Here is a 23,008-nt window from a genome sequence, read left to right as displayed (position 1 = left end):
CCGTAGCAATACCCTTATCGTATCTTCAGACTGGCCAGGCCAATCAGGACCAGTACCACAGTAACCACCCAGAACCGCACGATTACGCGGGGTTCCGGCCAGCCTTTCAGTTCAAAATGATGATGCAGCGGCGCCATCCGGAAGATCCGGCGCCCTGTCAGGCGGAACGAGGCTACCTGCAGAATCACCGAAACTGTCTCCATCACGAAGACTCCGCCCATAATGAACAGCACGATTTCCTGGCGCACGATGACCGCCACCACGCCGAGGGCAGCGCCCAGGGCCAGTGCCCCCACGTCGCCCATGAAAACCTGCGCCGGATAGGTGTTGAACCACAGGAATCCCAGACCGGCCCCCACCAGGGAACCGCAGAAGATGATCAGTTCGCCGGTGCCCGGCAGATGGGGGATCAGCAGGTAATTGGCAAACTGCGCATGCCCTGAGACATAGGCGAAAACCGCCAGGGCACCGGCTACCATGACCGTCGGCATGATGGCCAGGCCATCGAGGCCGTCGGTCAGGTTCACCGCGTTACTGCTGCCCACGATCACGAAATAGCTGAGCAGAATGAACAACACCGGCCCGAGGGTCAGCGATACGTTCTTCACGAACGGCAGGTACAACGAGGTTTCCTGGGGCAGCGCAGAGCTGAAATACAGGAATATCGCCGCACCGGCACCGATCACCGACTGCCAGAAGTATTTCCATTTCGCCGGCAGTCCCCGCGGATTACGCTCCACCACCTTGCGATAGTCATCCACCCAGCCGATGGCACCAAACAGCATGGTAACCAGCAGCGTGATCCACACGTAACGGTTGGTCAGGTCCGCCCACAGCAAGGTACTGATGGCAATTGCCACCAGTATGAGCGCACCGCCCATAGTCGGAGTGCCGGCCTTGCTGAGGTGAGTCTGGGGGCCGTCATCCCGCACCGCCTGACCGATCTGGTACTGGCTGAGTTTGCGGATCATCATCGGACCGATAATCAGGGAGATCAGCAGTGCAGTCAGAATCCCCAGAATCGCGCGCAGCGTCAGGTACTGAAACACCGTCAGTTCGGAAAAATATTGTGATAGAACCTCTGTCAGCCAGAGCAGCATTAGTTATTCACCTTCTTTTTAATTCCCTCCACCACGCGATCCATGGCGGAACTGCGAGAACCCTTCACCAGAACGGTGGTGTCAGAATCCAGGTTACTGACGATGGCGTTTACTGCCTCCTCGTGGCTCGGAAACTGTTCGGTTTCCGGGCCGAATCCATCTACATAACCCTCACAACCGGGCCCGACTACCAACAGGCGCTCGATACCCCTTTCCTTTGCGGCGGCACCCACCTCGGCATGCAGGGCACGGGCCGCCGGCCCCAGCTCGGCCATGGCGCCAAAGACCGCCAGCCGCTGCCCGGCCCGTTCGGCGAGTACAGCCACTGCGGCTTTCATAGACGCCGGATTGGCGTTGTAACTGTCGTCAATCAGGGTCAACCCCCGATCCAGCTGAAGTACCTGCAGGCGTCCCTTGACTGAACTGAGCCCGGCGAGGCCCTCCTCCAGCTGCTGATCGGTGGCGCCCAACTCCCGGGTTGCTGCAATCGCCATCAGCGCATTGCTCCGGTTATGCTCCCCCGGAAAAGAAAGGCTCAGCGTGCAGGACCAGCCGTCGGGGCCAGTCACCGTTAGCCGCTGCCCTGCGCCGGCCACTGAGGCCTTCTTGATCTGGTAATCCGCACCCGGGTGACCCAGGCGGCTTACACTGACAACCCGGCGTTCACCGGCCCGCGCCAGCCATTGATCGAAGGCAGGATCGTCGCGGTTCAGAACCACCAGGCCACCCTCGGCGACCCCATCAATAATTTCACCCTTGGCCCGGACGATATTCTCGTAACTCCCGAAACCTTCCAGATGGGCCTGACCGGCGTTGGTCAGGATCACCACCCGGGGCCGGGCTACCGCCACCGTATGGGCGATCTCACCCAGACCACTGGCGCCCAGCTCAATCGCCGCAAAGCGATGTTCCGGGGCCAGACGGAACAAGGTAAGCGGCACACCTATGTGATTGTTCAGATTCCCCTCGGTGGCCAGAGTTGGCCCCATGCGTGAAAGCACCGCGGCAGTCATTTCCCGAACCGTGGTCTTGCCACTGCTGCCGGTGACCGCAACCAGCTGCACCGGGCTCTCCTTCCGGTTGCCCTCGGCGAGACGAGCCAATGCCTGCACCGTGTCTTTCACGACCAGTTGCGGGATGGAGATACTGCCATCCTCGGTGTCCACCACAACGGCCACCGCACCGGCCTCCTGCGCCACAGCCAGGAAACGGTGACCGTCAAAATTCTCGCCGCGCAGGGCGACAAACAGATCGCCTTTCGCCAGCGTTCGCGTGTCGGTAGAGACCCCGCTGAACCGGACAGACTCCAGAGCCTGCCCGGCGCACCCGGCTCCGGTCCAGTCCCGGGCCTCGGCCAGCGAAAAGGCGCGCATCATGCCACACCTCCATTGAGGTTCAGGCAATGCTTGACCTGCTCGGTATCGCTGAAGGGCAGTTTCTGGCCTGCGACTTCCTGATAGGCTTCGTGGCCCTTGCCTGCAACCAGCACCAGATCGTCTGGCGTTGCCCCGGCAATCGCACTCTGAATGGCCTCGGCCCGATCATGAATCACGGTCACCCGATCGGGATGAACAAACCCGGCCATGATGTCCTGAACGATTGCTTTCGGACTCTCGCTACGGGGATTGTCGTCCGTCACAATCACAACATCCGCCAGTTGCTCGGCTTCCCGCGCCATCTCCGGGCGCTTTCCGGAATCCCGGTCACCGCCACAACCAAACAGACAGATCAGCCGTCCAGACACATGGGGGCGCAGGGCCGACAAGGCATTGGCCAGGGCATCCGGCGTATGGGCGTAATCCACCACCACTCGGACACCCCGGGAGCCAGTGAACCGCTCCAACCTTCCCGGTGGCGGTATCAGGCGGGCAACAGCCTCGCGAACCCGGTCTACCGGGACGCCGAGCGTCAGTACCGTCGCCATTGCCGCCAGGACATTGCTGGCGTTAAAGCTGCCCATCAGTGGAACCCGGATGTCAAAACCGCCCCATTGCCCATCGATCGACGCTTCAAAGCCCTCATCCGTCGGACTGAACTCCTTCAGCCAGAGTTCGGTCTGGGCCTCGTGCAGGCTATACCGGACCCGATCACACTTGCCCTCAAGCTGGCCATACAGCTGACGCCCGAACGGATCGTCAAAATTGATCACGGCAAAGTGCAGCTCCTCGCGTTCAAACAGCTTTGCCTTTGCTTCTCCGTAGGCTTCCATCGACCCGTGATAATCCAGGTGATCCCGGGTCAGGTTGGTGAACACGGCACCGGTCATGGTGAGATTGTCCACCCGGCCCTGATCAAGCGCATGTGAGGAGACTTCCATGGCAGCAGCCCGCGCTCCCTGGGCAAGGACCCGGTAGAGCACGCGGTTGACCTGCACAACGTCCGGCGTGGTGTGCGTCGCCGGCTGAAGCGCATCCGGCATGCCATAGCCCAGGGTACCGATGACGCCACAAGGCGTTCCGGTATCTTTCAACAGGCGCGCAATGTATTGGGAGACCGAGGTCTTGCCATTGGTACCCGTGACGCCGACCAGCCGTAATCGTTGCGACGGATGCTCGAAAAACCGGTCAGCCAGGCGACCGAGCTGCTCCCGCAACCCGACCACCGGAACGATCAGTGCGCCATGATGTTCGGCACATTCGCCCGCCGCAGCCGACTCCAGCAAAACCACAGTCGCCCCGGCCGCGATGGCCTTGTCAACGTAAAAATCTGCCGGCGTTTGCGCCCCGGCCAGAGCAATGAAGGCGTCACCGGATTTGACCTCCCGGCTGTCAGTCTTCAGTCCGTGAATGGTGACATCGAATACCGATGGCACCTCAACAATGCCATGCAACAGGGTGCTGAGAGATGCGATGCACATAGGTCTAACCTCGCTTCCCGGTCGTCCGGGACTCGCCAGGCGAGCCGCTGACTTCCAGTTCAGGCTTCACATTCAGCAGTCGCAGTGCGTCACTCATCACACGGGCGAATACCGGGGCGGCTACTTCACCGCCGTAATATTCTCCGGACTGCGGCGCATCAACGGCCACAACGGTAACGATTCTCGGATTGTCAATCGGTGCCATACCGGCAAAAATCGCCTTGTATTGGCTGTCCTCATAGCCTTGAGCGCCAACCAGGTGAACAGTTCCTGTCTTGCCGCCCGCAGTATAAAAGCCGGGCTGGGCGCGGGTACCGGTGCCCTTCTCAACCACCTGCCCCAGCATTTGCCGAACCTCGTGCGCGACGCCCTCAGACAGAACTCGCTGACCCCGCGGCGGCTCATCGGCTTTCAACAGGCTCAATGGATACCGGATGCCGCCATTGGCCAGAACCATGTATGCCTGAGCCAGTTGCAGGGCATTCACGCTCATGCCGTAGCCATAAGAGAGCGTGGCTTCTTCAACGGGACGCCACTTGGGCGGGGCCGGCAACACACCGACCGCCTCACCCGGGAAACCGACCCCGGTCGGCTGGCCGAGCCCCAGACGGCTGTAGAGATCACGAATCACATCACCACCAATTTCCGAAGCAATCTTGCTTATGCCCACGTTACTGGATTTCACAATTATGCCCGTCAGGTCCAGCACGCCGTAATTGCGATGGTCACGGATGGTAAAACGCCCAAAGCGGCGAAAGCCGGGCGAGGTGTCAACGGTATCGTCAGCTGAGTACAGGCCGGATTCCAGCGCCGCCGCCACGGTGATTGGCTTCATGGTGGAACCGGGCTCGAACAGATCGGTGATGGCCTTGTTGCGCAGATTTTCCGCCGCCAGCTGGCTTCGATCATTGGGGTTGTAGGACCCCTGATTGACCATCGCCAGAATTTCACCGGTATCCACGTCCAGCATGACCAGGGTACCCCCGCGAGCCTCATGGGCAGTGACTACAGCCTTCAGCTCACGGTAGGCCAGGTATTGCAGGCGCAGGTCCAGGCTCAGCTCGAGCTGGTGCCCCGGCTGGGCATCCCGGATCAGGGTGAGATCCTTGATGACCCGCCCACGATTGTCCTTGAGTACCCGCTTACGCCCCGGCTCCCCTGAGAGCCAATCGTTGTAGGCAAGCTCAATTCCTTCCTGCCCCTGCTCGTCAATGTTGGTAAAACCGACGACATGGGCGGTCACCTCGCCAGCAGGATAGTAACGACGGTACTCCTGGCGGCTGTAGATGCCATTGATATCAAGTGCCATGGCTTCCCGGGCAAGGGCGGGCTGAACCTTGCGCCGCAGATAGATGAATTCCCGACCGGCGTAATCCCGGAGACGCTCGCGCAGCCGACCTTCGCTGATGTCGAGCATGCGGGCCAGGTTGGTCAGCCGTGGCTCATCCGGATCGGCTTCGGACGGATTGGCCCAGATGGTCTGGACCGGAGTGCTGACCGCCAGGGGCTCACCGTGGCGGTCACTGATCACACCACGATGGGCGTCGATAGTCTCGACCCGGATAGTGCGGACATCCCCCTGCTTGCGCAGGAACTCATTATCCACTACATGCAGATCCACCAAGCGCCACGCCAGGGCAGCCACCACCAGCAGAAACACACCCAGCACGGTGCCGAACCGCCAGGCTTTCAGCCCGGCAGCCACGCGTTGGCCCCATGTTGTCTGTGTTCCCTGTCCGGACAAATCGATCACCCTGACGTTTTTGAATGTTGTTGTTATCGGATTACCGGTCCGATACCGGAGACATCAGCGGTACCAGCACAATATCTTCACGGCCTGGCACAACCATCCCGAGGCGTTCCGATGCCAGACCTTCCACCCGCCCGTGGGCACTGAGCGCACTCTGCTCGAGCAGCAACTGACTCCACTCTCGCTGGTACTGGTCACGCTGCGCCTGCAATTGCGACAGGGTATTGAACAGTTCCCTGTTCTCATGGGCGCTGACCACCACACCAATGGAGGATGCAACCAGCACCGCCATCAACCCAAGAGAAACCAACACCCGCTTCTGGCGGGTAGCGTCGAAAACCTGTTGTGAAATGCGCACCGCGGTGGCGACGCCATCGCGAACCTTCTGCTTATTGAGCCTGGCCGTCTTGGCCGGTTGTTCTATGGCTACCGCGCCCATGGTCACGCGCTCCCCTGCGTTTTATCGGTTCTGTTTATTCTCTCGAGTACCCGCATTACTGCACTGCGGGCCCTGACGTTGTCGCTGATTTCCTCGGCACCGGCCTTACTGGCCTTGCCCACCAGACGAAAGGCTGACTGCTCCTGGTCGGCGGTAACCGGTATTCCTCTTGGCAACTTCGGCCCCCGCGCCAGATCCCGCATGAACCGCTTCACCAACCGGTCTTCCAGGGAATGGAAACTGATCACCACCAGCCTGCCGCCGGGGGCCAGCCGCTCCGCCGCCGCCTGCAAACAAAGCTCCAGATCCTCCAGCTCCCTGTTGATAAAGATGCGGATTGCCTGAAAAGTGCGGGTCGCCGGGTGCTTGTGCTTTTCCTTCTTTGGCACGGCCTCGCTGACCAGTTCGGCCAACTGCCGCGTGGTCTCGATCGGAGCCTCCTGACGGCGCTCCACAACGAGACGGGCGATACGGCGGGAAAATCTCTCCTCGCCGTATCGCCAGATAACATTTGCGATTTCCTGCTCTTCCGCCCTGGCCAGCCACTCAGCCGCACTGGGCGACTGATGTGGATTCATTCGCATATCCAGGGGCCCGTCGCGCATGAAGCTGAAGCCCCGCGACGGATCATCAAGTTGCGGAGAAGACACACCGAGATCCAGCAGGAGACCATCAATTTCATCCCAGTCGCGCCTCGCCATGGCGAGAGCCAGTTCGGCGAAGGAGCCGTGAAACCAGGAAAAGCGAGGATCTTCGGCCGCCAGGGATTCGGCGGCCCGGATTGCCTCGGGGTCCTTGTCGAAACCCAGCAGATGCCCGCCGGGACCCAGGCGCTCAAGGATCAGCCGGCTGTGGCCACCGCGGCCGAAAGTGCCGTCCACGTATTTGCCATCGGGGTCAACAACGAGGTAATCGACCGCCGAATCCAGAAGAACCGAGCGGTGGGCGTAGCCTGCTCCGTCCTTCTGGTTGCGTTCGGAAGTCATAGTGACAACGCCTCCATTTCCGGCGGCATATCGTCGTCGCCTGAAGACTCATCGAGCCATGCGAACCAGCGCTCTTCGCTCCACAGCTCCAGTTTTTTGCCCTGCCCGATGAGCATGAGCTTCTTCTCCAGATGGGCGTAGCTTCGAAGTGTGGGCGGGATCAGGATACGACCCGCGGAATCCAGCTCCATAGGCGCGGCGTTACCAAGCAACAACCGCTGCAGCCGCCTGGCGGCCTTGTTCATGTTGGGCAGGGCTTCGATCTGAGGACGCAGGTTTTCCCACTCCGGCTCCGGATACACCAGAAGACAGCGCTCCTCGTCGGCATTAGCCGTCACCACGATGCGACCACCACAGATCTGCGAGAGTTCCTCGCGGACCTTGGCGGGGATCGCCAGGCGACCCTTCGCATCCATGTTGATGGCATGACTGCCCAGAAAATTGCTCATTCACACTGTCTCGGGATAGCTGAAAACCACAAAAAACCACTAGAAACCACTTTTTCCCACTTCTGCACACTATAGAAACACGCATTACACAATGCAAGCGCCGCAAATAGCGTCGGTCGTGCAAAAGTTCCTTTTATGACAAGAGGTTACGAGCGATGGCTTGGCTGAAAGGCGAGATTACGGAAAAGAAACAAAAGGAAATCAAACACCTGCGGAAAGTTCTGAAGATGGCAAGTTAGGTCTAAGATTTTTTGGCTATAAAGAACCAGATTTGAGAATTGCACACTTCACAGAAAGGAAAGGAGAGCTCGCCGATAAGCCGGGTTCTGTCGTGGACAGTCATTCATCTAGGGCCTGCGTCACCACAGGCCTCAAGCAACCTACCCGAATCCAGCGCGGGCCACGCCATTGGATTCCTATTTGGTCTTGCTCCAGGTGGGGTTTACCATCGCCGTGGACTGTTGCCAGCCACGCGGTGCGCTCTTACCGCACCATTTCACCCTTACCGGCGCCCGAAGGCGCTTAGGCGGTATACTTTCTGTTGCACTTTCCGTCGGCTCGCGCCGCCCAGGCGTTACCTGGCACCTTGCCCTGCGGAGCCCGGACTTTCCTCCCCCGGCGGACCGGCGGCGACTGTCTGGCGAGCTCGGGCGTGACAATACTCCGGCACCTTCCGGCTTGCAAGGAAAACCTCTCCGACCGGTCAACGCTCCTTGAGCCCGAGCGCCCGCTGATACAATTCATTCTTGGATCCACCGGTGAGCTCGGCAACAATCCTTGCCGCTTTCTTTACCGGGAGCTCGGCCAGGAGCAGCGCCAACAGCTTGTCCACATCCAGTCCGGACTCGCCCGCGGCGTCACCAGACGACTCTGCGCCGCGCACGACCACCACAAATTCTCCCCGGGTGCCGTGGGGATCGGACTGCAATTCGTCCAGCACGGCCTCGGCCCGGCCACTGTAAAACGTCTCGAAGGTTTTGGTCAGCTCACGACCGAGGACCAGCTCACGCCCGCTACCCAGCACCTCCACCATGTCTGCCAGAGTGTCCAGGATCCGGTGGGGCGATTCGTAAAACACCAGCGTCGCCTGCTCGCGCTTCAGGGATTCAAGTGCCGCCTTTCTGCCGTTGCGCTTGGCAGGAAGAAAACCCGCGAAGAGAAAACGGTCCGTGGGCAACCCGGCCGCACTCAGTGCAGTCACCAGGGCGCAGGCTCCGGGAATCGGGCTGACCCGGATTCCGAGCGCCCTCGCCTCCCGAACCACAATGTACCCCGGATCGGAAATAAGCGGTGTACCGGCATCGGAAATCAGGGCCAGATCCTTGCCCGCCTGCAACTCGTTGAGCACGCGCTCGACCCTCTCACGCTCATTATGCTCATGCAGTGCGATCATCGGCTTACGAAGGCCCAGGTGCTGCAGCAGCCGACCACTGTGGCGGGTATCTTCCGCTGCAACCACCGCCACGGAAGACAGCACCTTCTCTGCCCGCGGGGACAGATCCTCAAGGTTGCCGATAGGCGTCGCCACGATGTACAGGGTGCCCGGCCCACCACCTGCCTGCCCACTCTCTCTGACAACACCCGCCGTTTCTTTAGTCAATCTGTGCACCCTTTAGCTGTTTTGGCCCCGACCATGACAGCCCGGTCATGTGAATTGCCCCCGGAGCTGTTAAACTTGCCACCGTTAATGCGGCGTCACAAGCCCAATCATCCGGAGTGAGTCAAGCTTGTCATGATCAAGAAGTCTATCAATCAGTGTGCCCTGGCCAGTTTCCTGTTTGCGTTCCTGCTGCTGTCCGGGTGCGCCAGCGTGAACCTGGCCTCCCACGTAGCCCAGACCCCGAACGAAGCTCTTGAGCTTGCCGCAGGCGAAGATAACCGGACGACGGCGCAAGAATACCTGCTGAGAATCGCCAGCCGCTTCCAGGACCAGGGCCGACACGAGGACGCACGCACCATACTCCAAAGCTCACAGCTCGACCAGCCGGTCCCGGAGCTGGAACTTGAAAAACGCCTCCTGGCAATGACAAGCGCCACCGCCCTGAAGGACAGTGACTGGGCCCGGGCCATAACTGACGGACTCGCTTCCGAAGCATTCATTGACTATTCGCCTGAACAGCTGGCCAACGCGGCAGACCTCCAGACCCGGACCCAGGAACTCGCGGGCGACCGGGTAGGTGCGGCGATGACCCTGATGCTGCTGGCCCAGACTGATCCCGATGCTGACGTCCAGCAACTGCACGATCGGATCTGGCAGCTTCTCAACAGTCTCTCGGATCAGGAGTTGGCCGATGCGAGCGCGAAGGCCATCGGTTATGAGAACCAGGGATGGCTCGAGCTGGCCGCCCTGGTCCGTGAGCCGGGTGTCAGCCTCGATGACCAGGGGCGCATCGTGCGTCGCTGGCAGAACAACTGGCCCGGACACCCCGCAGCTCAGGTTCCGCCATCGGAGTTGCAGCTGATTGCCACACTCGCAGCCAGCCGTCCGGAGAAGATCGCCCTGGCACTCCCCCTTGAGGGCCCGTTTGCAAGTGCCGGAAAGGCCATCAGGGACGGCTTCCTCTCTGCCTATTACCTGGATCAGTCGGCCGACCGCAGCAAGACCGATATCCGGGTGATCAACACTTCAGGTGAGAATTTCGGCCAGCTGTACAACGAACTCTCATCCGGAGGCTTTGATCTTATCGTCGGCCCCCTGGAGAAAGAATCACTGACCGAACTCGCCGACATGACCACCCTGCCTGTTCCGGCGCTTGGTCTGAATTACTTGCCGGAAGGCGCAACACCACCGGACGGCCTGTACCAGTATGGCCTCTCCGCGGAGGACGAGGCTCGCCAGATTGCAGATCGCCTCGTGGCTGAAAAGCTTGATCATGTGCTGATCCTGATCCCCCAGGGCGAGTGGGGTGACCGGGTGGAACGTGCACTGTTGTCGCGGCTGCAGGAGCGCAATGGGGTGGCATTGGATATCGAGCGCTTTTTCCCGGAGGACAATCTGCGCACCGTGACCGCCGACCTCCTCGGCATCACGGTTTCCCGCAACCGGGCCATCCAGGTTGAGCGCACCATTGGCATCGATGTGGAGTTCGAAGCGCGTCGGCGTCAGGATGCGGATGCAATCGTCCTGGTGGCTGAGCCTACTGTCGCCCGCCAGTTCAAGCCCCTGTTCGCTTTTTACTTCGGCGGCGACCTGCCCGTGTATTCCCCCTCGATTGTATATGGAGGCAGCCCCAACCCGGCCCGTGATCGCGACCTGAACGACGTCATCTTCACGGACATTCCCTGGGTACTGGGTGAAAACAACGAACTCCGGGCCCAGGCCAGGGAGCATCTGAAAGGCACGCAGGGCCAGCTCGGACGACTGTTTGCCATGGGCGCAGACGCCTGGCAGCTGAGCAAGCGCCTGCCTCTGCTGCGTCAACTGGATACCGCCTCGATTGAGGGCCAGACCGGCGTCCTGACCATGACGCGCCAGGGCAGCATTCACCGGAACCAGCTCTGGGCCCAGTTCGTCAACGGCAAGCCGGAACTGTTGCCTGAAAGACAGCCTGCGCCCGAGGAACAAGAGGCCGGCGAAGCGCGCCAACCGGGCACCATCTGAACCAGACGCAGACCCTGGCCATGGACGGCAAACGAGAACTCGGCAACCACTATGAAGGTGTCGCGGCCCGATACCTGCGCAGCCGTGGTGTCACCATTATCGAGAGGAATGTCTACAACCGGGGCGGAGAGATCGACCTCATCGGTAAGGACGGGGATACGCTGGTGTTCTTTGAAGTCCGCTTCCGGGGAAGCGGCAGCCTGACCGATCCGGCCGGATCGATCACCTACGGCAAACAGCGCAAGCTGATCAGGGCCGTTTCCTTTTACCTGCACCGACACGGCCTCTGGAACGCCTGTAGCAGGATTGATGTAATAGGCATAATACCGGGGACCACCAGCAAATACCGGATACAATGGATCAGGAACGCCATCCAGGCAGAGTAAGACACGCAATGGACACTACCGAACAGCAAATCAGCCAGTGGTTCGCCACGCACATGGAACATACCGCAGAGGCGGCTACAACCGTAGCGCCGCAGATTGAGCCCGCCGCTGACGCGTTTGTGAACACCTTGCTTCAGGACGGCAAGCTCATTACCTGCGCCAATGGCAACGCCAATATCCTGGCCCAGTATTTCTGCACCGCCCTGCTAAACCGCCTCGAACAGGATCGGCCCGCCCTGCCCGCGATCAACCTCGGCGCAGATGCAACCACCTACTCTGCGATTTGTCGGGACAACCGGTTCAATGACACCTTCTCGCGGCAGGTTCGAGCGATCGGCAAGCCAGGAGACCTGCTCTTCGTCGTGGTGGATGATGGACACAAGGCCAATTTGATACAGGCGATACAGGCGGCTCACGATCGGGAAATGCAGGTGGTGGTTCTCAGTGCGCGGGAAAAATCGGACATCACCTCACTGCTTCACCCCGAAGACCATGAGATTGCCCTGAACAATCTGGACCCGGCCGATGCAACCCCGCTGCTCCTGCTCATTATCAACACGCTTTGCCGCCTGGTAGACGGGAAGCTGTTTGGCGGATAAAAAAAGCCAGCTGGCGCTGGCTTTCTGGAGAGAACGAGAAACAGGACTTCACTTCACCACTTTCAGGGTTGGCCTGCCTGAAGGACGATCCTCCGGCCCACCCCGGGAAGGCCCTTCGTCGCCATCACCGGGACCATCCGGATCAGGGGTTCCGGGCTCACTACCAAACACCATGCCTTCACCGTTCTCCTTGGCATAGATCGCCATCACCGCCTGGAGCGGGATAAAGACCTGCATCGGCACGCCCCCGAAACGGGCGCTGAATTCCAATGCGCCGTTGCCAACGACAAGCCCACGAACAGCACCCGGACTGATGTTCAGGACGATCTGACCATTGGCCACATGTTCCGTGGGCACCTGCACCCCCTGAACACCGGCATCAACGACGATGTATGGGGTACAGTCATTATCCAGAATCCACTCGTTGAAGGCCCGCACAAGGTACGGTCGACTGGACGTCATGGCGATTTTGTTGTCAGGCACTACCTACTCCTGCCCCGTTAGCCGGGTTAACCGAAAATCAGCTGCGAATGTCTTCTTCCAGATCAGACAGGCTCGCCTTGAAGCCCTCGCGAGCAAAGATGCTCTCCATGTATTTCTGGATCGGTTTCGCCTGCTTTTCATCCAGCTCGATGCCCAACGCCGGCAGGCGCCAGAGGATCGGAGCAATACAACAATCGACGATGGTGAATTCCTCGGAGAGGAAAAACGGCATTTCGCCAAACAGCGGGGCCGTTGCCAGCAGACTCTCACGCAGCTCCTTGCGGGCAGCCTCGGAAGCCTTGGCGTTGGGCTGGGCGAGAATCTGGTCAACCAGGCCGCACCAGTCCTTCTGGATCCGGTGGATCATCAGGCGACTGTTGGCCCGGGCTACAGGGTAGACCGGTAGCAGGGGCGGATGCGGGAAGCGCTCGTCCAGATACTCCATCATGATGTTGGGCTCATAGAGCACCAGATCCCGATCGACCAGCGTCGGCAGGGCGTTGTACGGATTCAGGTCGGCCAACTCCGCCGGCGGGTTGTCCGGATCCACATCCACAATATCAACGGTAACACCCTTCTCTGCCAGGACAATACGCACCCGGTGACTGTAATGACTGGCCGGATCAGAGAAAAACGTCATTGATGACCGCTTGGTCACAACGCCCATAGAACTACCTCACGAGTAAACAAACCGAAATAACCCTGAAGAAACGCAAAAATCCAGCGGGCCCAGAAGAGCCCGCTGGAATTCAGGAAACGGGATTATACCCTATTTCTCAGTGTACGTCCTTCCAGTACTCACGATTGAGCAGGTACGCAAAGATGAAGAAGATCGCCACGAAGATCAGTACAAAGATACCCAGGCGCTCACGCTCCACTCTGACCGGATCAGCCATATAAGACATGAAGTTGGTCAGGTCGTACATGGCCTGGCTGAACTCCGCCTCGGACATGGACCCCTCGCTTGCGTACTGCGGGCACAGATCACCGTTATTGATGTTGCCACTGAGCGGTTCAACCGAGGCCTCGACGCCCACTTTCGGCTCTACGGCACACAGGCCCTGAAGATCAACCAACACATGCGGCATACCCACGTTCGGGAAGACGATGTTATTCACACCCAGCGGGCGGGTTTCATCCTTGTAGAAGCCACGCAGGTAAGAATACACCCAGGACTCACCACGGAGACGGGTCTCCAGAGTCAGATCGGGCGGCGGCGCACCGAACCAGCCTGCCGCCATATCCTTGCTCATGGAGTTCTTCATCAGCTCGCCAATCTTGGCGCCGGTGAAGATCAGGTTCTCCTCGTACAGTTCCACGGGAATCTCGAGATCTTCCGCCACGCGCTTGTAGCGGGCGTATTCCATGGAGTGGCAGCCCATGCAGTAGTTGGTGAACAGGGCCACACCCCGCTGCAGGGATTCCTTGTTGGTGTGGTCCGTCTCGATATGGTCGAGCGGAACCGCACCGCCGGCTGCCAGCCCGAGGGCCGGCAGGACTGCGAAAACGAGACCAAAAATCAGCTTCCTCATTATCCTGTCACCCTCTCTGGTACTGGCTTGGTTTTCTCCATGCGCGTGTAGAACGGCATCAGAATGAAGTACAGGAAGTACAGCACCGTCAGGATCTGGGCCACGGTGGTACGCCCCTCTGTTGCCGGAACCAGGCCGAGGTAGCCCAGGATCACAAAGCTAACCGCAAAGATCACAAGAGCAATCTTGCTCAACCAGCCCTTGTATCGAATGGAACGAACCGGACTACGGTCGAGCCAGGGCAGGACGAACAGGATGGCAATCGCACCACCCATGACAACCACACCCCAGAACTTCGCCGGCAGGCCAAACAGATCCACGGTTACCGCACGCAACATGGCGTAAAACGGCGTGAAGTACCAGACAGGCGCGATGTGCGCGGGGGTCTTCAGGGCATTCGCCGGCTCGAAGTTCGGCTTCTCAAGGAAGAGACCGCCCATTTCCGGGAAGAAGAACACCACGATGAAGAAAATAAAGAAGAACACAGCCACGCCCAGCAGGTCGTGAACGGTGTAGTACGGATGGAACGGAATGCCATCCTTCGGGATGCCGTTTTCGTCCTTGTTCTTCTTGATATCAATGCCGTCAGGGTTGTTGGAACCAACCTCGTGCAACGCCAGGATATGAAGCACAACCAGGCCCAACAGGACGATCGGCAGGGCAACCACGTGCAGGGCAAAGAAACGGTTCAGCGTGATACCGGAAATCAGGTAGTCGCCACGGATCCACAGTGACAGGTCTTCACCGATAACCGGGATGGCACCAAACAGGTTAACGATTACCTGGGCACCCCAGTAGGACATCTGACCCCACGGCAGAAGGTAACCCATGAACGCTTCGGCCATCAGCACCAGGTAAATCAGCATGCCGAAGATCCAGATCAGCTCACGGGGCTTCTGGTAAGAGCCATACATCAGCCCGCGGAACATGTGGAGGTAGACGACCACGAAGAAGGCGGAGGCACCGGTAGAGTGCAGATAACGGAGCAGCCAGCCCCACTCCACATCGCGCATGATGTACTCGACGGAAGCAAAAGCGCCCTCGGCCGAGGGGTTGTAGCTCATGGTCAGCCAGATACCGGTCACCAGCTGGTTGACCAGTACGAGCATGGCCAGAGAGCCGAAGAAGTACCACACGTTAAAGTTCTTCGGCGCGTAATACTTCGCCAGGTGTTTGTTCCAGGCGTCAACGATCGGGAGACGGTCGTCTACCCACTGAATGAGTTTTTGCATTACGCTGCCTCCGGGTCAAGACCAACGGTAAGGGTCACATCGTCATCAAAACGATACGGCGGCACCTCGAGATTCAGAGGAGCAGGCTGCGCTTCGTAAACCCGTCCGGCCAGGTCGTAGCGGGAGCCGTGACACGGACAGAAAAGGCCACCGAGCCAGTTCTCGCCGAGATCCGCTGGTGCCACTTCCGGGCGATAGGACGGTACACAACCCAGGTGGGTGCACAGACCGACATACACACCGAACTCCGGTTTGATTGCCCGGAGAGCGCCCTCGATATACGGAGGCTGCTGGGGAGCTTCCGACTGCGGGTCTTTCACCACGTCGTTCAGCTTCTTGATGTTTTCCAGCATTTCCGGAGTGCGGCGGATGATCCAGACAGGCTTACCGCGCCACTCAACAGTGATCTGCTGGCCTGGTTCAATCTTGCTGATATTGACGGTTACCGGTGCACCTGCTGCTTCCGCCTTGGCACTGGGATTCCAGGATGCCACGAAAGGAACTGCTGCACCGACGACGCCGACTCCACCCACCACGGACGTAGCGCCGATCAGGAACCGGCGCCGGCCTTGGCTCACGTCGCCATTACTCATTATGGTTTTCTCCCATCAGGCGATGTCACAGCCCGCCCAAAAGCCGGCAATGTGCATCTTAAAGGACTTCACAACCCAAAAATATAAGCGCCCAAATGGTAATGAAATTGCCATGGGCTTACAAGTCGGAAAGGCGCTGCGCGCGGCGCTTCCCTGTTCCAGATCAATTTGATAGCAAATCGCCCGGACACAAAAAAACCCGGCCAGAACGGACCGGGTTTTTTGCATTCTGCAAAGCAGAATTAACGCTTGGAGAACTGCGGACGCTTACGCGCCTTGCGCAGACCAACCTTCTTACGCTCGACTTCACGCGCGTCACGGGTAACGTAACCCGCTTTGCGCAGCGCCGGACGCAGAGTCTCGTCGTAATCCATCAGGGCGCGGGTCAGGCCGTGGCGAATAGCGCCGGCCTGGCCGCTGGTACCACCACCCTTGACGGTGATGTTGATATCGAAACGATCAGTAGACTCGGCAACCACCAGAGGCTGACGAACGATCATGCGCAGAGTCTCACGACCGAAGAACTGCTCGATGGTGCGACCGTTGATAGTGATGTTACCGCTACCCGGCTTGATAAAGACGCGAGCCGTGGAGTTCTTGCGGCGACCAGTACCGTAATTTTGTGCTACAGACATATCCGCCTTCCGTTAAATGTCGAGTTCTTTGGGCTGCTGGGCTGCATGGGGATGCTCAGCGCCGGCGTAGACTTTCAGCTTCTTGAACATGGCGCGGCCGAGCGGGCCTTTCGGAAGCATGCCTTTGACAGACTTCTGGATGATTTGCTCGGGAGCCTTGTCTACCAGCTTCTCGAAATTGATGGACTTGATTCCACCCGGAAAGCCGGTGTGGCTGTAGTACATCTTTGCAGATGCCTTCTTGCCGGTAACCTGCACCTGGCTGGCATTGATTACAACGATGTAGTCGCCAGTGTCCACGTGAGGGGTATACTCAGGCTTATGCTTGCCCCGCAGACGACGGGCGATTTCGGTTGACAGACGACCCAGCGTCTTGCCGGCTGCGTCTACAACGTACCAGTCACGTTTTACTGTTTCTGGTTTCGCACTCAGAGTCTTCATTGATTCCGCCTTGAACGCTATAAAAGAAACGTTAAAAACCACCACCGGTAACTGCAAGGCATCCGGAGGAGGTTCACACCTGTAATGTTGGCATTGACACTATTCGGGGCTGAGATAGTGACATCGCCTTGAAAAGCCAGGGCGCGAAGTATACTCGAACCCACAGGGAAAACCAACCCCGACTGCCCCTGTTTCGCTATTCCCTTATTCTGGCAGATCGTCCTCGCTCCAGCCATAGAGCGAACAGACATTGGCGAGCAACTGCGGTGCAATGGCCGACGCATCCACGCCCCGGAGCATCGCCAGGTCATCCAGTATTCGGGGCAGATAGACCGGGGAATTCTGCCCGGGTTCCACACCCGCTGGTGCCATGTCCGGTGCGTCCGTCTCCAGCACGAGACAATCCACCGGGAGTCGCGCAACGGTATCCCGGGTCTTACGGGCCCGGTCATGGGTGATCACCCCGCCAATTCCGATATAGCAACCCAGATCCACCAGTTTGGCAGCCTGCTGGTAACTGCCTGAGAAACCATGGATCAGGGCCCGACCCGACCAGTTCGCCCGCCGGAGCGTCGCATGGACCTCATCGTGGGCTTTCACTGAATGAACGATCAACGGCAGGTTCAGCCGGGCGGCGATGGCCACCTGGCGCTCGAACCAGGGCTGCTGCTGATCCAGAGTTCCATGAAGCCGATCCAAACCGCACTCGCCAAGACCGACACAACGCTCAGGCCGGGCTGACAACTGATCCTCCAATGCCTGGAGGTCCTCGTCCCTGTGTTCCCCTACAAACCACGGATGAATACCCAGGCAGTACCAGAGCTCCCGGTGAGCATCGGCAACCTGACGAACGCGGGACCAGTCTGGCCGGCGAACCCCGGGGATAACGGCCCCAAGAACGCCGAGCGCCCGGGCATCGGCCAGCGCCTTCGCGCGCCCCCCGTCAAAACGGGGAAAATCAAAGTGGCAATGGGCGTCGATCATTCTCATGCTTGCCTCCGCCCGGCACCGCTTCAGTGTTCCCGGGTCTTCTGGAAACGGATATCCGGGTAACGCTCCTGGGCCAGGTTCAGGTTGACCATGGTCGGCGCAATGTAAGCGAGACGATCACTGCCATCGAGGGCCAGGTAATCATTGTTCTTGCGCTCGAACTCGTCCAGCTTGCGTTCATCGTCGCACCCGACCCAGCGTGCCGTGGCCACGTTGATGGGCTCGTAGACGGCGTCCACCTTGTATTCGCTCTTCAGGCGAGCCACCACCACGTCAAACTGGAGCACACCCACCGCGCCCACGATCAGATCGTTGTTTTTCAGCGGCCGGAACACCTGGACAGCGCCCTCTTCCGACAACTGGATCAGACCTTTCTGCAACTGCTTTGCCTTGAGCGGGTCTTTGAGACGAATCCGGCGGAACAGCTCCGGCGCGAAGTTCGGAATTCCCGTGAACTTCATGTCCTCGCCGGCGGTGAAGGTATCACCCAGCTGGATGGTGCCGTGGTTATGCAGGCCGATGATATCCCCGGCAAAGGCCTCGTCGGCATGCTCACGGTCACCGGCCATGAAGGTCAGAGCGTCGGCAAACCGGACTTCCTTGCCGATACGGACATGACGGGCCTTCATCCCCTGGGAATACTTGCCGGAGACAATACGCAGGAAAGCGATACGGTCACGGTGCAGGGGATCCATGTTGGCCTGGATTTTGAACACGAAACCGGAAAAGCCCTCTTCCGCGGGCTGGACCACGCGCTGGTCAGTCTCCCGCGGCTGGGGCTCGGGCGCCCACTCCACCAGACCATCCAGCATGTGATCGACGCCAAAGTTACCCAACGCCGTGCCGAAGAACACCGGCGTCAGTTCACCCGCCAGGAAAGCCTCCTGATCGAACTCATGGGACGCCCCCTTCACCAGCTCGATCTCATCGCGCAGATCAGCGGCATAAGCGCCGAGTACCTCATCCAGCTCCGGGTTATCCAGCCCCTTGATGATGCGTTTCTCCTGAATGGTGTGGCCCTGCCCCGACTGGTAGAGCACCACCTCATCCCGCAGAAGGTGATACACCCCCTTGAAGTTCTTGCCCATACCGATCGGCCAGGTAACGGGAGCACAGGCAATCTTGAGCACCTCTTCGACTTCATCCATCAGCTCTACCGGATCCCGGGTGTCGCGGTCCAGTTTGTTCATAAAGGTCAGGATCGGCGTATCCCGCAGCCGTGTGACCTCCATGAGCTTGATGGTGCGCTCCTCGACACCCTTCGCACTGTCGATCACCATCAAGCAGGAGTCCACGGCGGTCAGGGTCCGGTAGGTATCCTCCGAGAAATCCTCGTGCCCCGGGGTATCCAGCAGATTGACCAGTTTGCCACCGTAGGGAAACTGCATTACCGAGGTGGTTACGGAGATTCCCCGCTCCTTCTCCATTTCCATCCAGTCGGACTTGGCGTGCTGACCGGACTTCTTCCCCTTTACGGTCCCCGCCTTCTGGAGTGCCTGCCCGAAGAGCAGAACCTTCTCGGTGATGGTGGTCTTACCGGCATCCGGGTGGGAGATAATGGCGAAAGTACGGCGCTTGGCCACTTCCTGGGAAAGAGTCGACATAATGTGATAAGAGCTCGAAATCAGAGGATTTTGAAAACGCGGTATTATAGGCCGTAAGCACCCGCCCCGTGAACAGCGTCGGTGGTGATCACTTATCCAGTGACACCGTCATAACTCTCGCATCTTCACGACCGTCGGCTGCAGGATAATACCCGGGGCGCCGCCCGATTTCCTCGAAACCGGCGCTGGTGTAGAGCCGCTCGGCGGAATGATTGCTCTCCCGTACCTCAAGCAGCATCTGAACCATGCCATCTTGCCTGGCTTGCCCCATCAGGTACTTGAGCAGGTGCCGGCCGGCACCACAACCCCGGCTGCCCGGGTGCACACACAGGTTCAGCAGATGGGCCTCGTCCACGAGATACGCAACCACCGCGTAGCCGATAAGGCAATCCTCTTTGAACAAGGCCCAGAGGCGATAATTGTCCTTGAAACAGTCTCGGAATACAGCTTCGCTCCAGGGGTGGGAATAGCCCTGGCGCTCGATATCCATCACCCGCGGAAGGTCTGAACTGGCCAGAGGGCGAATTTCCGGGAGCTGATAGCCCCCGCACTCGGTGGAGGCTTCTCTGTTATTCATGGGCATCAGATCAGCGGCTTGAGCCGGAGCCAAAGCTGTTTCTTCAATTCCGGATTTCCGGCGAGCTCTGCCAGGGTATGAGGAAAAACCAGATCAGGCTCCTTCCCAAGCACGTCGGCAAACCAGTGCTTGCCGGCCGCCTCTTCTCCGGAACCGGCCACACCCAGCAGTATCACCTGTTGATCGTCCAGCGGAGCGAGTACTCCTTTGAGCACCTCGACCAGGTCAGGCAACCGATTCCCGGGAAGCAACGGATTATTGAATACCGGCCACAGCACCGGTCCCAGCTCCCGGGCGTTCTGATCACGCATGCTTTTCAGGATGTTCTCGGCCAGGGTCTCCTGAAGTCGCAGGCTCGCCTCTCCGGACAGATCCGATACCAGGACGAACCGTCCACCGAGCCACAGACGGAGATTCAACTTCTTCAGGAACGGAACCGCCTCGGACCCACCGGACGAGCGGTCGGACATGCTCGCCGGCGCCTCGGATCCAGGCGCCGATTCGGATTGGACGGATCGCGGTGCCGCTTCTCCACCGGGTGGCTTTGGCGCCGCGGACTCCATAAGCGACTGCAGATTGACCGCCCGGGACGGGCTCGGACTCTTACCGGCAGAAGCTCCGGTTACTGCAGCACCGACCTCTGCAGTCCGCTCCGGCGGTACCCGAGGCTCACCCTCCGCGGTCTCCAATGGCGGTTCGGGAAACCTGAACTCCGGGCTTGGGGCCGCGCCGGGCAGGGGCGCACGGGCATACCACAGCCGGACCCCCGCAACACCCAGGTAGAACTGACGCTCTGCTTCGGTCTGGATCATCACCGTGCCCGCAGGTTAAACATCTGCCACTTGGGGATGCTGACGGATACCGCCCCGACTGATCAGGTTCAGCGCTTCAATGTAGGCCTTGGCTGAAGCAATAATGATATCGGTGTCGGCGCCTACGCCATTCACGATCCGGCCACCCCGTTCCAGGCGGACTGTAACTTCCCCCTGTGCATCTGTGCCACTGGTAATAGCATTGACCGAATACAGCTGCAGGTTACAACCAGAGTCCACCAGGGACTCGATCGCCTTGAAGGTGGCATCGACCGGCCCGCTGCCTTCCGCTTCCACCTTGTGCTCCTTGCCCTCTACAGTCAGCGTAAGACTCGCCTTCGGCACCACGCCTGTTTCCGAACAGACCTGCATGCAGACCAGACCGAATGGCCCTTCCTCTTCCTTCTGACGGGTATCGCTGGCGATGGCCTGCAGATCTTCATCAAAGATTTCGTGCTTCAGGTCGGCAAGAGCCTTGAAGCGGGTAAAGGCCTCGTTAAGTTCGGTTTCTGTCTCGAACTGGATGCCCAGCTCCAGCAGCCGCGTGCGGAACGCATTACGTCCGGAGTGTTTGCCCAGTACCAGACTGTTGGTGTGCCAGCCTACGTCCTGCGCCCGCATGATTTCATAGGTCTCGCGGTGCTTCAGCACGCCATCCTGGTGAATACCGGACTCATGGGCAAAGGCATTGGCACCCACGATGGCCTTGTTCGGCTGAACCGGAAAACCGGTAATGGTCGATACCAGCCGGGAAGCCGGGACAATGTGCTGGGTATCAATCCGGGTATCGATATTGAACAGGTCCTGGCGGGTGCGAACCGCCATGACCATCTCTTCCAGGGCGGCGTTGCCTGCCCTTTCACCCAGGCCATTGATGGTACATTCAACCTGCCGGGCTCCCCGGGTCACTGCAGCCAGCGAATTCGCTACGGCAAGGCCCAGATCGTTATGGCAGTGCACGGAGAAAATCGCCTTGTCGGCGTTGGGTACCCGGTTCATGATCTGGTGGATGGTTTCACCAAACTGCTCCGGAATGGCGTAACCCACGGTATCGGGAATATTGATCGTGCTGGCACCGGCGTCAATGGCGGCCTCGATGATTCGGCACAGGAAGTCCAGTTCGGAACGCCCGGCATCCTCACAGGAGAACTCCACGTCGTCCACATGGCTTCGGGCCCGCTTGACGGCGCGGACCGCCTGTTCCACCACCTCATCGGGTTCCATCTGGAGCTTATGCTTCATATGAATCGGCGACGTGGCGATAAACGTATGGATCCGGCCACGCTCCGCCGGCCGGATGGCCTCGGCGGCACGATCGATATCGCTGTCCAGCGCTCTCGCCAGAGAACATACCGTCGACTCCGTGATGGTCTCTGCGATCGTTTTTACGGCATCGAAGTCGCCCTGACTGGCAATCGCAAAGCCCGCTTCTATTACGTCAACACGCAGTTTCTCCAGGGCCTTGGCAATGCGGAGCTTTTCCGCCTTGTTCATGGTCGCGCCCGGGCTTTGTTCGCCGTCACGGAGGGTAGTATCGAAAATGACCAGATGATCAGTTGCGGCCATTGGAAGGGCTCCCGTCAGAAACTTTGGTGTAGTTTGGGAGCAGTATATCACTTCTCTCAAACCAGAAATAAAAAACCCCCAACGGCGAAGCCGCTGGGGGTTTTGGTATTAGGAGCCTGACGATGACCTACTTTGCTCAGGCCTGTCGGCCTTCGGCCCTTCGGGCCCAGCGTCGCTGCGCTCCGCAGTCCTGCGGCAGCCTTTGGCCGCCTTGTCGCATGGGGGCCGTTTTAGTGAGCGAGAATATCGTATCCAAAATAAAAAAGCCCCGGCAGCTTTCGCTGTCGGGGCTGTTTTATTTAGGAGCCTGACGATGACCTACTCTCGCATGGGCCATGCCACACTACCATCGGCGCTGGTCTGTTTCACTTCTGAG

The 23,008-nt window shown here is 59.4% G+C and carries 23 protein-coding genes and 1 other RNA gene; 3 read left to right on the top strand and 21 right to left on the bottom strand.

Annotation, left to right across the window (positions count from 1 at the left end; genetic code table 11):
- Positions 1–14: 14 nt before the first annotated feature.
- From mraY to rsmI, 9 genes are all read right to left on the bottom strand, one after another.
- On the bottom strand, positions 15–1,100 hold the full coding sequence (gene mraY, locus MD273_RS14525; RefSeq protein WP_239038525.1) for a phospho-N-acetylmuramoyl-pentapeptide-transferase: 1,086 nt from the start codon (positions 1,098–1,100) through the stop codon (positions 15–17).
- Positions 1,100–2,476, bottom strand: coding sequence for a UDP-N-acetylmuramoyl-tripeptide--D-alanyl-D-alanine ligase (locus MD273_RS14520; protein ID WP_239038524.1), 1,377 nt, complete (start codon positions 2,474–2,476; stop codon positions 1,100–1,102). Before MD273_RS14520 ends, mraY begins: the two co-directional genes overlap by 1 nt.
- Positions 2,473–3,957 carry a UDP-N-acetylmuramoyl-L-alanyl-D-glutamate--2,6-diaminopimelate ligase gene (locus MD273_RS14515; RefSeq protein WP_239038523.1) on the bottom strand — a complete coding sequence of 495 codons (1,485 nt, stop codon included), beginning with the start codon at positions 3,955–3,957 and terminating at the stop codon, positions 2,473–2,475. Before MD273_RS14515 ends, MD273_RS14520 begins: the two co-directional genes overlap by 4 nt.
- Positions 3,958–3,961: 4 nt before the next feature.
- A complete protein-coding gene (locus tag MD273_RS14510) occupies positions 3,962–5,701 on the bottom strand; it encodes a peptidoglycan D,D-transpeptidase FtsI family protein (protein ID WP_239038522.1) in 1,740 nt (579 codons plus the stop codon).
- A gap of 40 nt (positions 5,702–5,741) precedes the next feature.
- Positions 5,742–6,146 (bottom strand): cell division protein FtsL, encoded by a 405-nt coding sequence (ftsL, locus tag MD273_RS14505; protein WP_239038521.1) that lies wholly within the window; start codon positions 6,144–6,146, stop codon positions 5,742–5,744.
- A gap of 2 nt (positions 6,147–6,148) precedes the next feature.
- Positions 6,149–7,132 carry a 16S rRNA (cytosine(1402)-N(4))-methyltransferase RsmH gene (gene rsmH / locus MD273_RS14500; protein WP_239038520.1) on the bottom strand — a complete coding sequence of 328 codons (984 nt, stop codon included), beginning with the start codon at positions 7,130–7,132 and terminating at the stop codon, positions 6,149–6,151.
- On the bottom strand, positions 7,129–7,581 hold the full coding sequence (gene mraZ / locus MD273_RS14495) for a division/cell wall cluster transcriptional repressor MraZ (protein ID WP_239038519.1): 453 nt from the start codon (positions 7,579–7,581) through the stop codon (positions 7,129–7,131). Before mraZ ends, rsmH begins: the two co-directional genes overlap by 4 nt.
- A gap of 299 nt (positions 7,582–7,880) precedes the next feature.
- An RNA gene (rnpB, locus tag MD273_RS14490) (RNase P RNA component class A) lies at positions 7,881–8,230 on the bottom strand.
- Between the two features lie 54 nt (positions 8,231–8,284).
- A complete protein-coding gene (rsmI, locus tag MD273_RS14485) occupies positions 8,285–9,181 on the bottom strand; it encodes a 16S rRNA (cytidine(1402)-2'-O)-methyltransferase (protein WP_239038518.1) in 897 nt (298 codons plus the stop codon).
- A gap of 132 nt (positions 9,182–9,313) precedes the next feature.
- Between rsmI and MD273_RS14480 the strand changes: the two genes are divergently transcribed.
- Genes MD273_RS14480 through MD273_RS14470 form a run of 3 tightly spaced genes read left to right on the top strand, consistent with a single transcriptional unit; the run spans position 9,314 to position 12,167 of the window.
- Positions 9,314–11,182 (top strand): penicillin-binding protein activator, encoded by a 1,869-nt coding sequence (locus tag MD273_RS14480; RefSeq protein WP_239038517.1) that lies wholly within the window; start codon positions 9,314–9,316, stop codon positions 11,180–11,182.
- Between the two features lie 20 nt (positions 11,183–11,202).
- Positions 11,203–11,568 (top strand): YraN family protein, encoded by a 366-nt coding sequence (locus tag MD273_RS14475; protein ID WP_239038516.1) that lies wholly within the window; start codon positions 11,203–11,205, stop codon positions 11,566–11,568.
- 8 nt (positions 11,569–11,576) lie between these two features.
- Complete coding sequence (locus tag MD273_RS14470) at positions 11,577–12,167, top strand: SIS domain-containing protein (protein ID WP_239038515.1); 591 nt, start codon at positions 11,577–11,579, stop codon at positions 12,165–12,167.
- A gap of 48 nt (positions 12,168–12,215) precedes the next feature.
- Here the strand turns inward: MD273_RS14470 and MD273_RS14465 are convergent, their stop codons facing one another.
- The 12 genes from MD273_RS14465 to MD273_RS14410 all read right to left on the bottom strand — a co-directional run bounded on the left by MD273_RS14465 (position 12,216) and on the right by MD273_RS14410 (position 22,632).
- On the bottom strand, positions 12,216–12,629 hold the full coding sequence (locus MD273_RS14465; RefSeq protein WP_239038828.1) for a ClpXP protease specificity-enhancing factor: 414 nt from the start codon (positions 12,627–12,629) through the stop codon (positions 12,216–12,218).
- 58 nt (positions 12,630–12,687) lie between these two features.
- Positions 12,688–13,317, bottom strand: coding sequence for a glutathione S-transferase N-terminal domain-containing protein (locus MD273_RS14460; protein ID WP_239038514.1), 630 nt, complete (start codon positions 13,315–13,317; stop codon positions 12,688–12,690).
- 109 nt (positions 13,318–13,426) lie between these two features.
- Complete coding sequence (locus MD273_RS14455; protein ID WP_239038513.1) at positions 13,427–14,182, bottom strand: cytochrome c1; 756 nt, start codon at positions 14,180–14,182, stop codon at positions 13,427–13,429.
- Complete coding sequence (locus tag MD273_RS14450; protein ID WP_239038512.1) at positions 14,182–15,414, bottom strand: cytochrome b; 1,233 nt, start codon at positions 15,412–15,414, stop codon at positions 14,182–14,184. Before MD273_RS14450 ends, MD273_RS14455 begins: the two co-directional genes overlap by 1 nt.
- On the bottom strand, positions 15,414–16,007 hold the full coding sequence (gene petA, locus MD273_RS14445; RefSeq protein WP_239038511.1) for a ubiquinol-cytochrome c reductase iron-sulfur subunit: 594 nt from the start codon (positions 16,005–16,007) through the stop codon (positions 15,414–15,416). The genes MD273_RS14450 and petA overlap by 1 nt, the downstream gene beginning before the upstream one ends.
- Before the next feature lie 242 nt (positions 16,008–16,249).
- A complete protein-coding gene (gene rpsI, locus MD273_RS14440; RefSeq protein WP_092005367.1) occupies positions 16,250–16,642 on the bottom strand; it encodes a 30S ribosomal protein S9 in 393 nt (130 codons plus the stop codon).
- 12 nt (positions 16,643–16,654) lie between these two features.
- Complete coding sequence (gene rplM / locus MD273_RS14435) at positions 16,655–17,083, bottom strand: 50S ribosomal protein L13 (RefSeq protein WP_008937175.1); 429 nt, start codon at positions 17,081–17,083, stop codon at positions 16,655–16,657.
- A 204-nt stretch (positions 17,084–17,287) separates the two neighbouring features.
- Positions 17,288–18,073: a TatD family hydrolase gene (locus tag MD273_RS14430; RefSeq protein WP_239038510.1), complete on the bottom strand. Its 786-nt coding sequence runs from the start codon at positions 18,071–18,073 to the stop codon at positions 17,288–17,290.
- Positions 18,074–18,096: 23 nt separating this feature from the next.
- A complete protein-coding gene (prfC, locus tag MD273_RS14425; RefSeq protein WP_239038509.1) occupies positions 18,097–19,677 on the bottom strand; it encodes a peptide chain release factor 3 in 1,581 nt (526 codons plus the stop codon).
- An 88-nt stretch (positions 19,678–19,765) separates the two neighbouring features.
- Positions 19,766–20,254 carry a ribosomal protein S18-alanine N-acetyltransferase gene (rimI, locus tag MD273_RS14420; RefSeq protein WP_239038508.1) on the bottom strand — a complete coding sequence of 163 codons (489 nt, stop codon included), beginning with the start codon at positions 20,252–20,254 and terminating at the stop codon, positions 19,766–19,768.
- Between the two features lie 5 nt (positions 20,255–20,259).
- Positions 20,260–21,066 (bottom strand): 2-isopropylmalate synthase, encoded by an 807-nt coding sequence (locus MD273_RS14415; protein WP_239038507.1) that lies wholly within the window; start codon positions 21,064–21,066, stop codon positions 20,260–20,262.
- Between the two features lie 15 nt (positions 21,067–21,081).
- Entirely contained in the window at positions 21,082–22,632 is a 1,551-nt protein-coding gene (locus MD273_RS14410) for a 2-isopropylmalate synthase (protein WP_239038506.1), read from the bottom strand.
- Between the last annotated feature and the right edge of the window lie 376 nt (positions 22,633–23,008).

This window comes from Marinobacter sp. C7, assembly GCF_022343555.1.
GTDB lineage: Bacteria > Pseudomonadota > Gammaproteobacteria > Pseudomonadales > Oleiphilaceae > Marinobacter.
The sequence above is the reverse complement of the archived record's forward strand: the minus strand, read 5'-3'. Positions and strand labels throughout refer to the sequence as shown.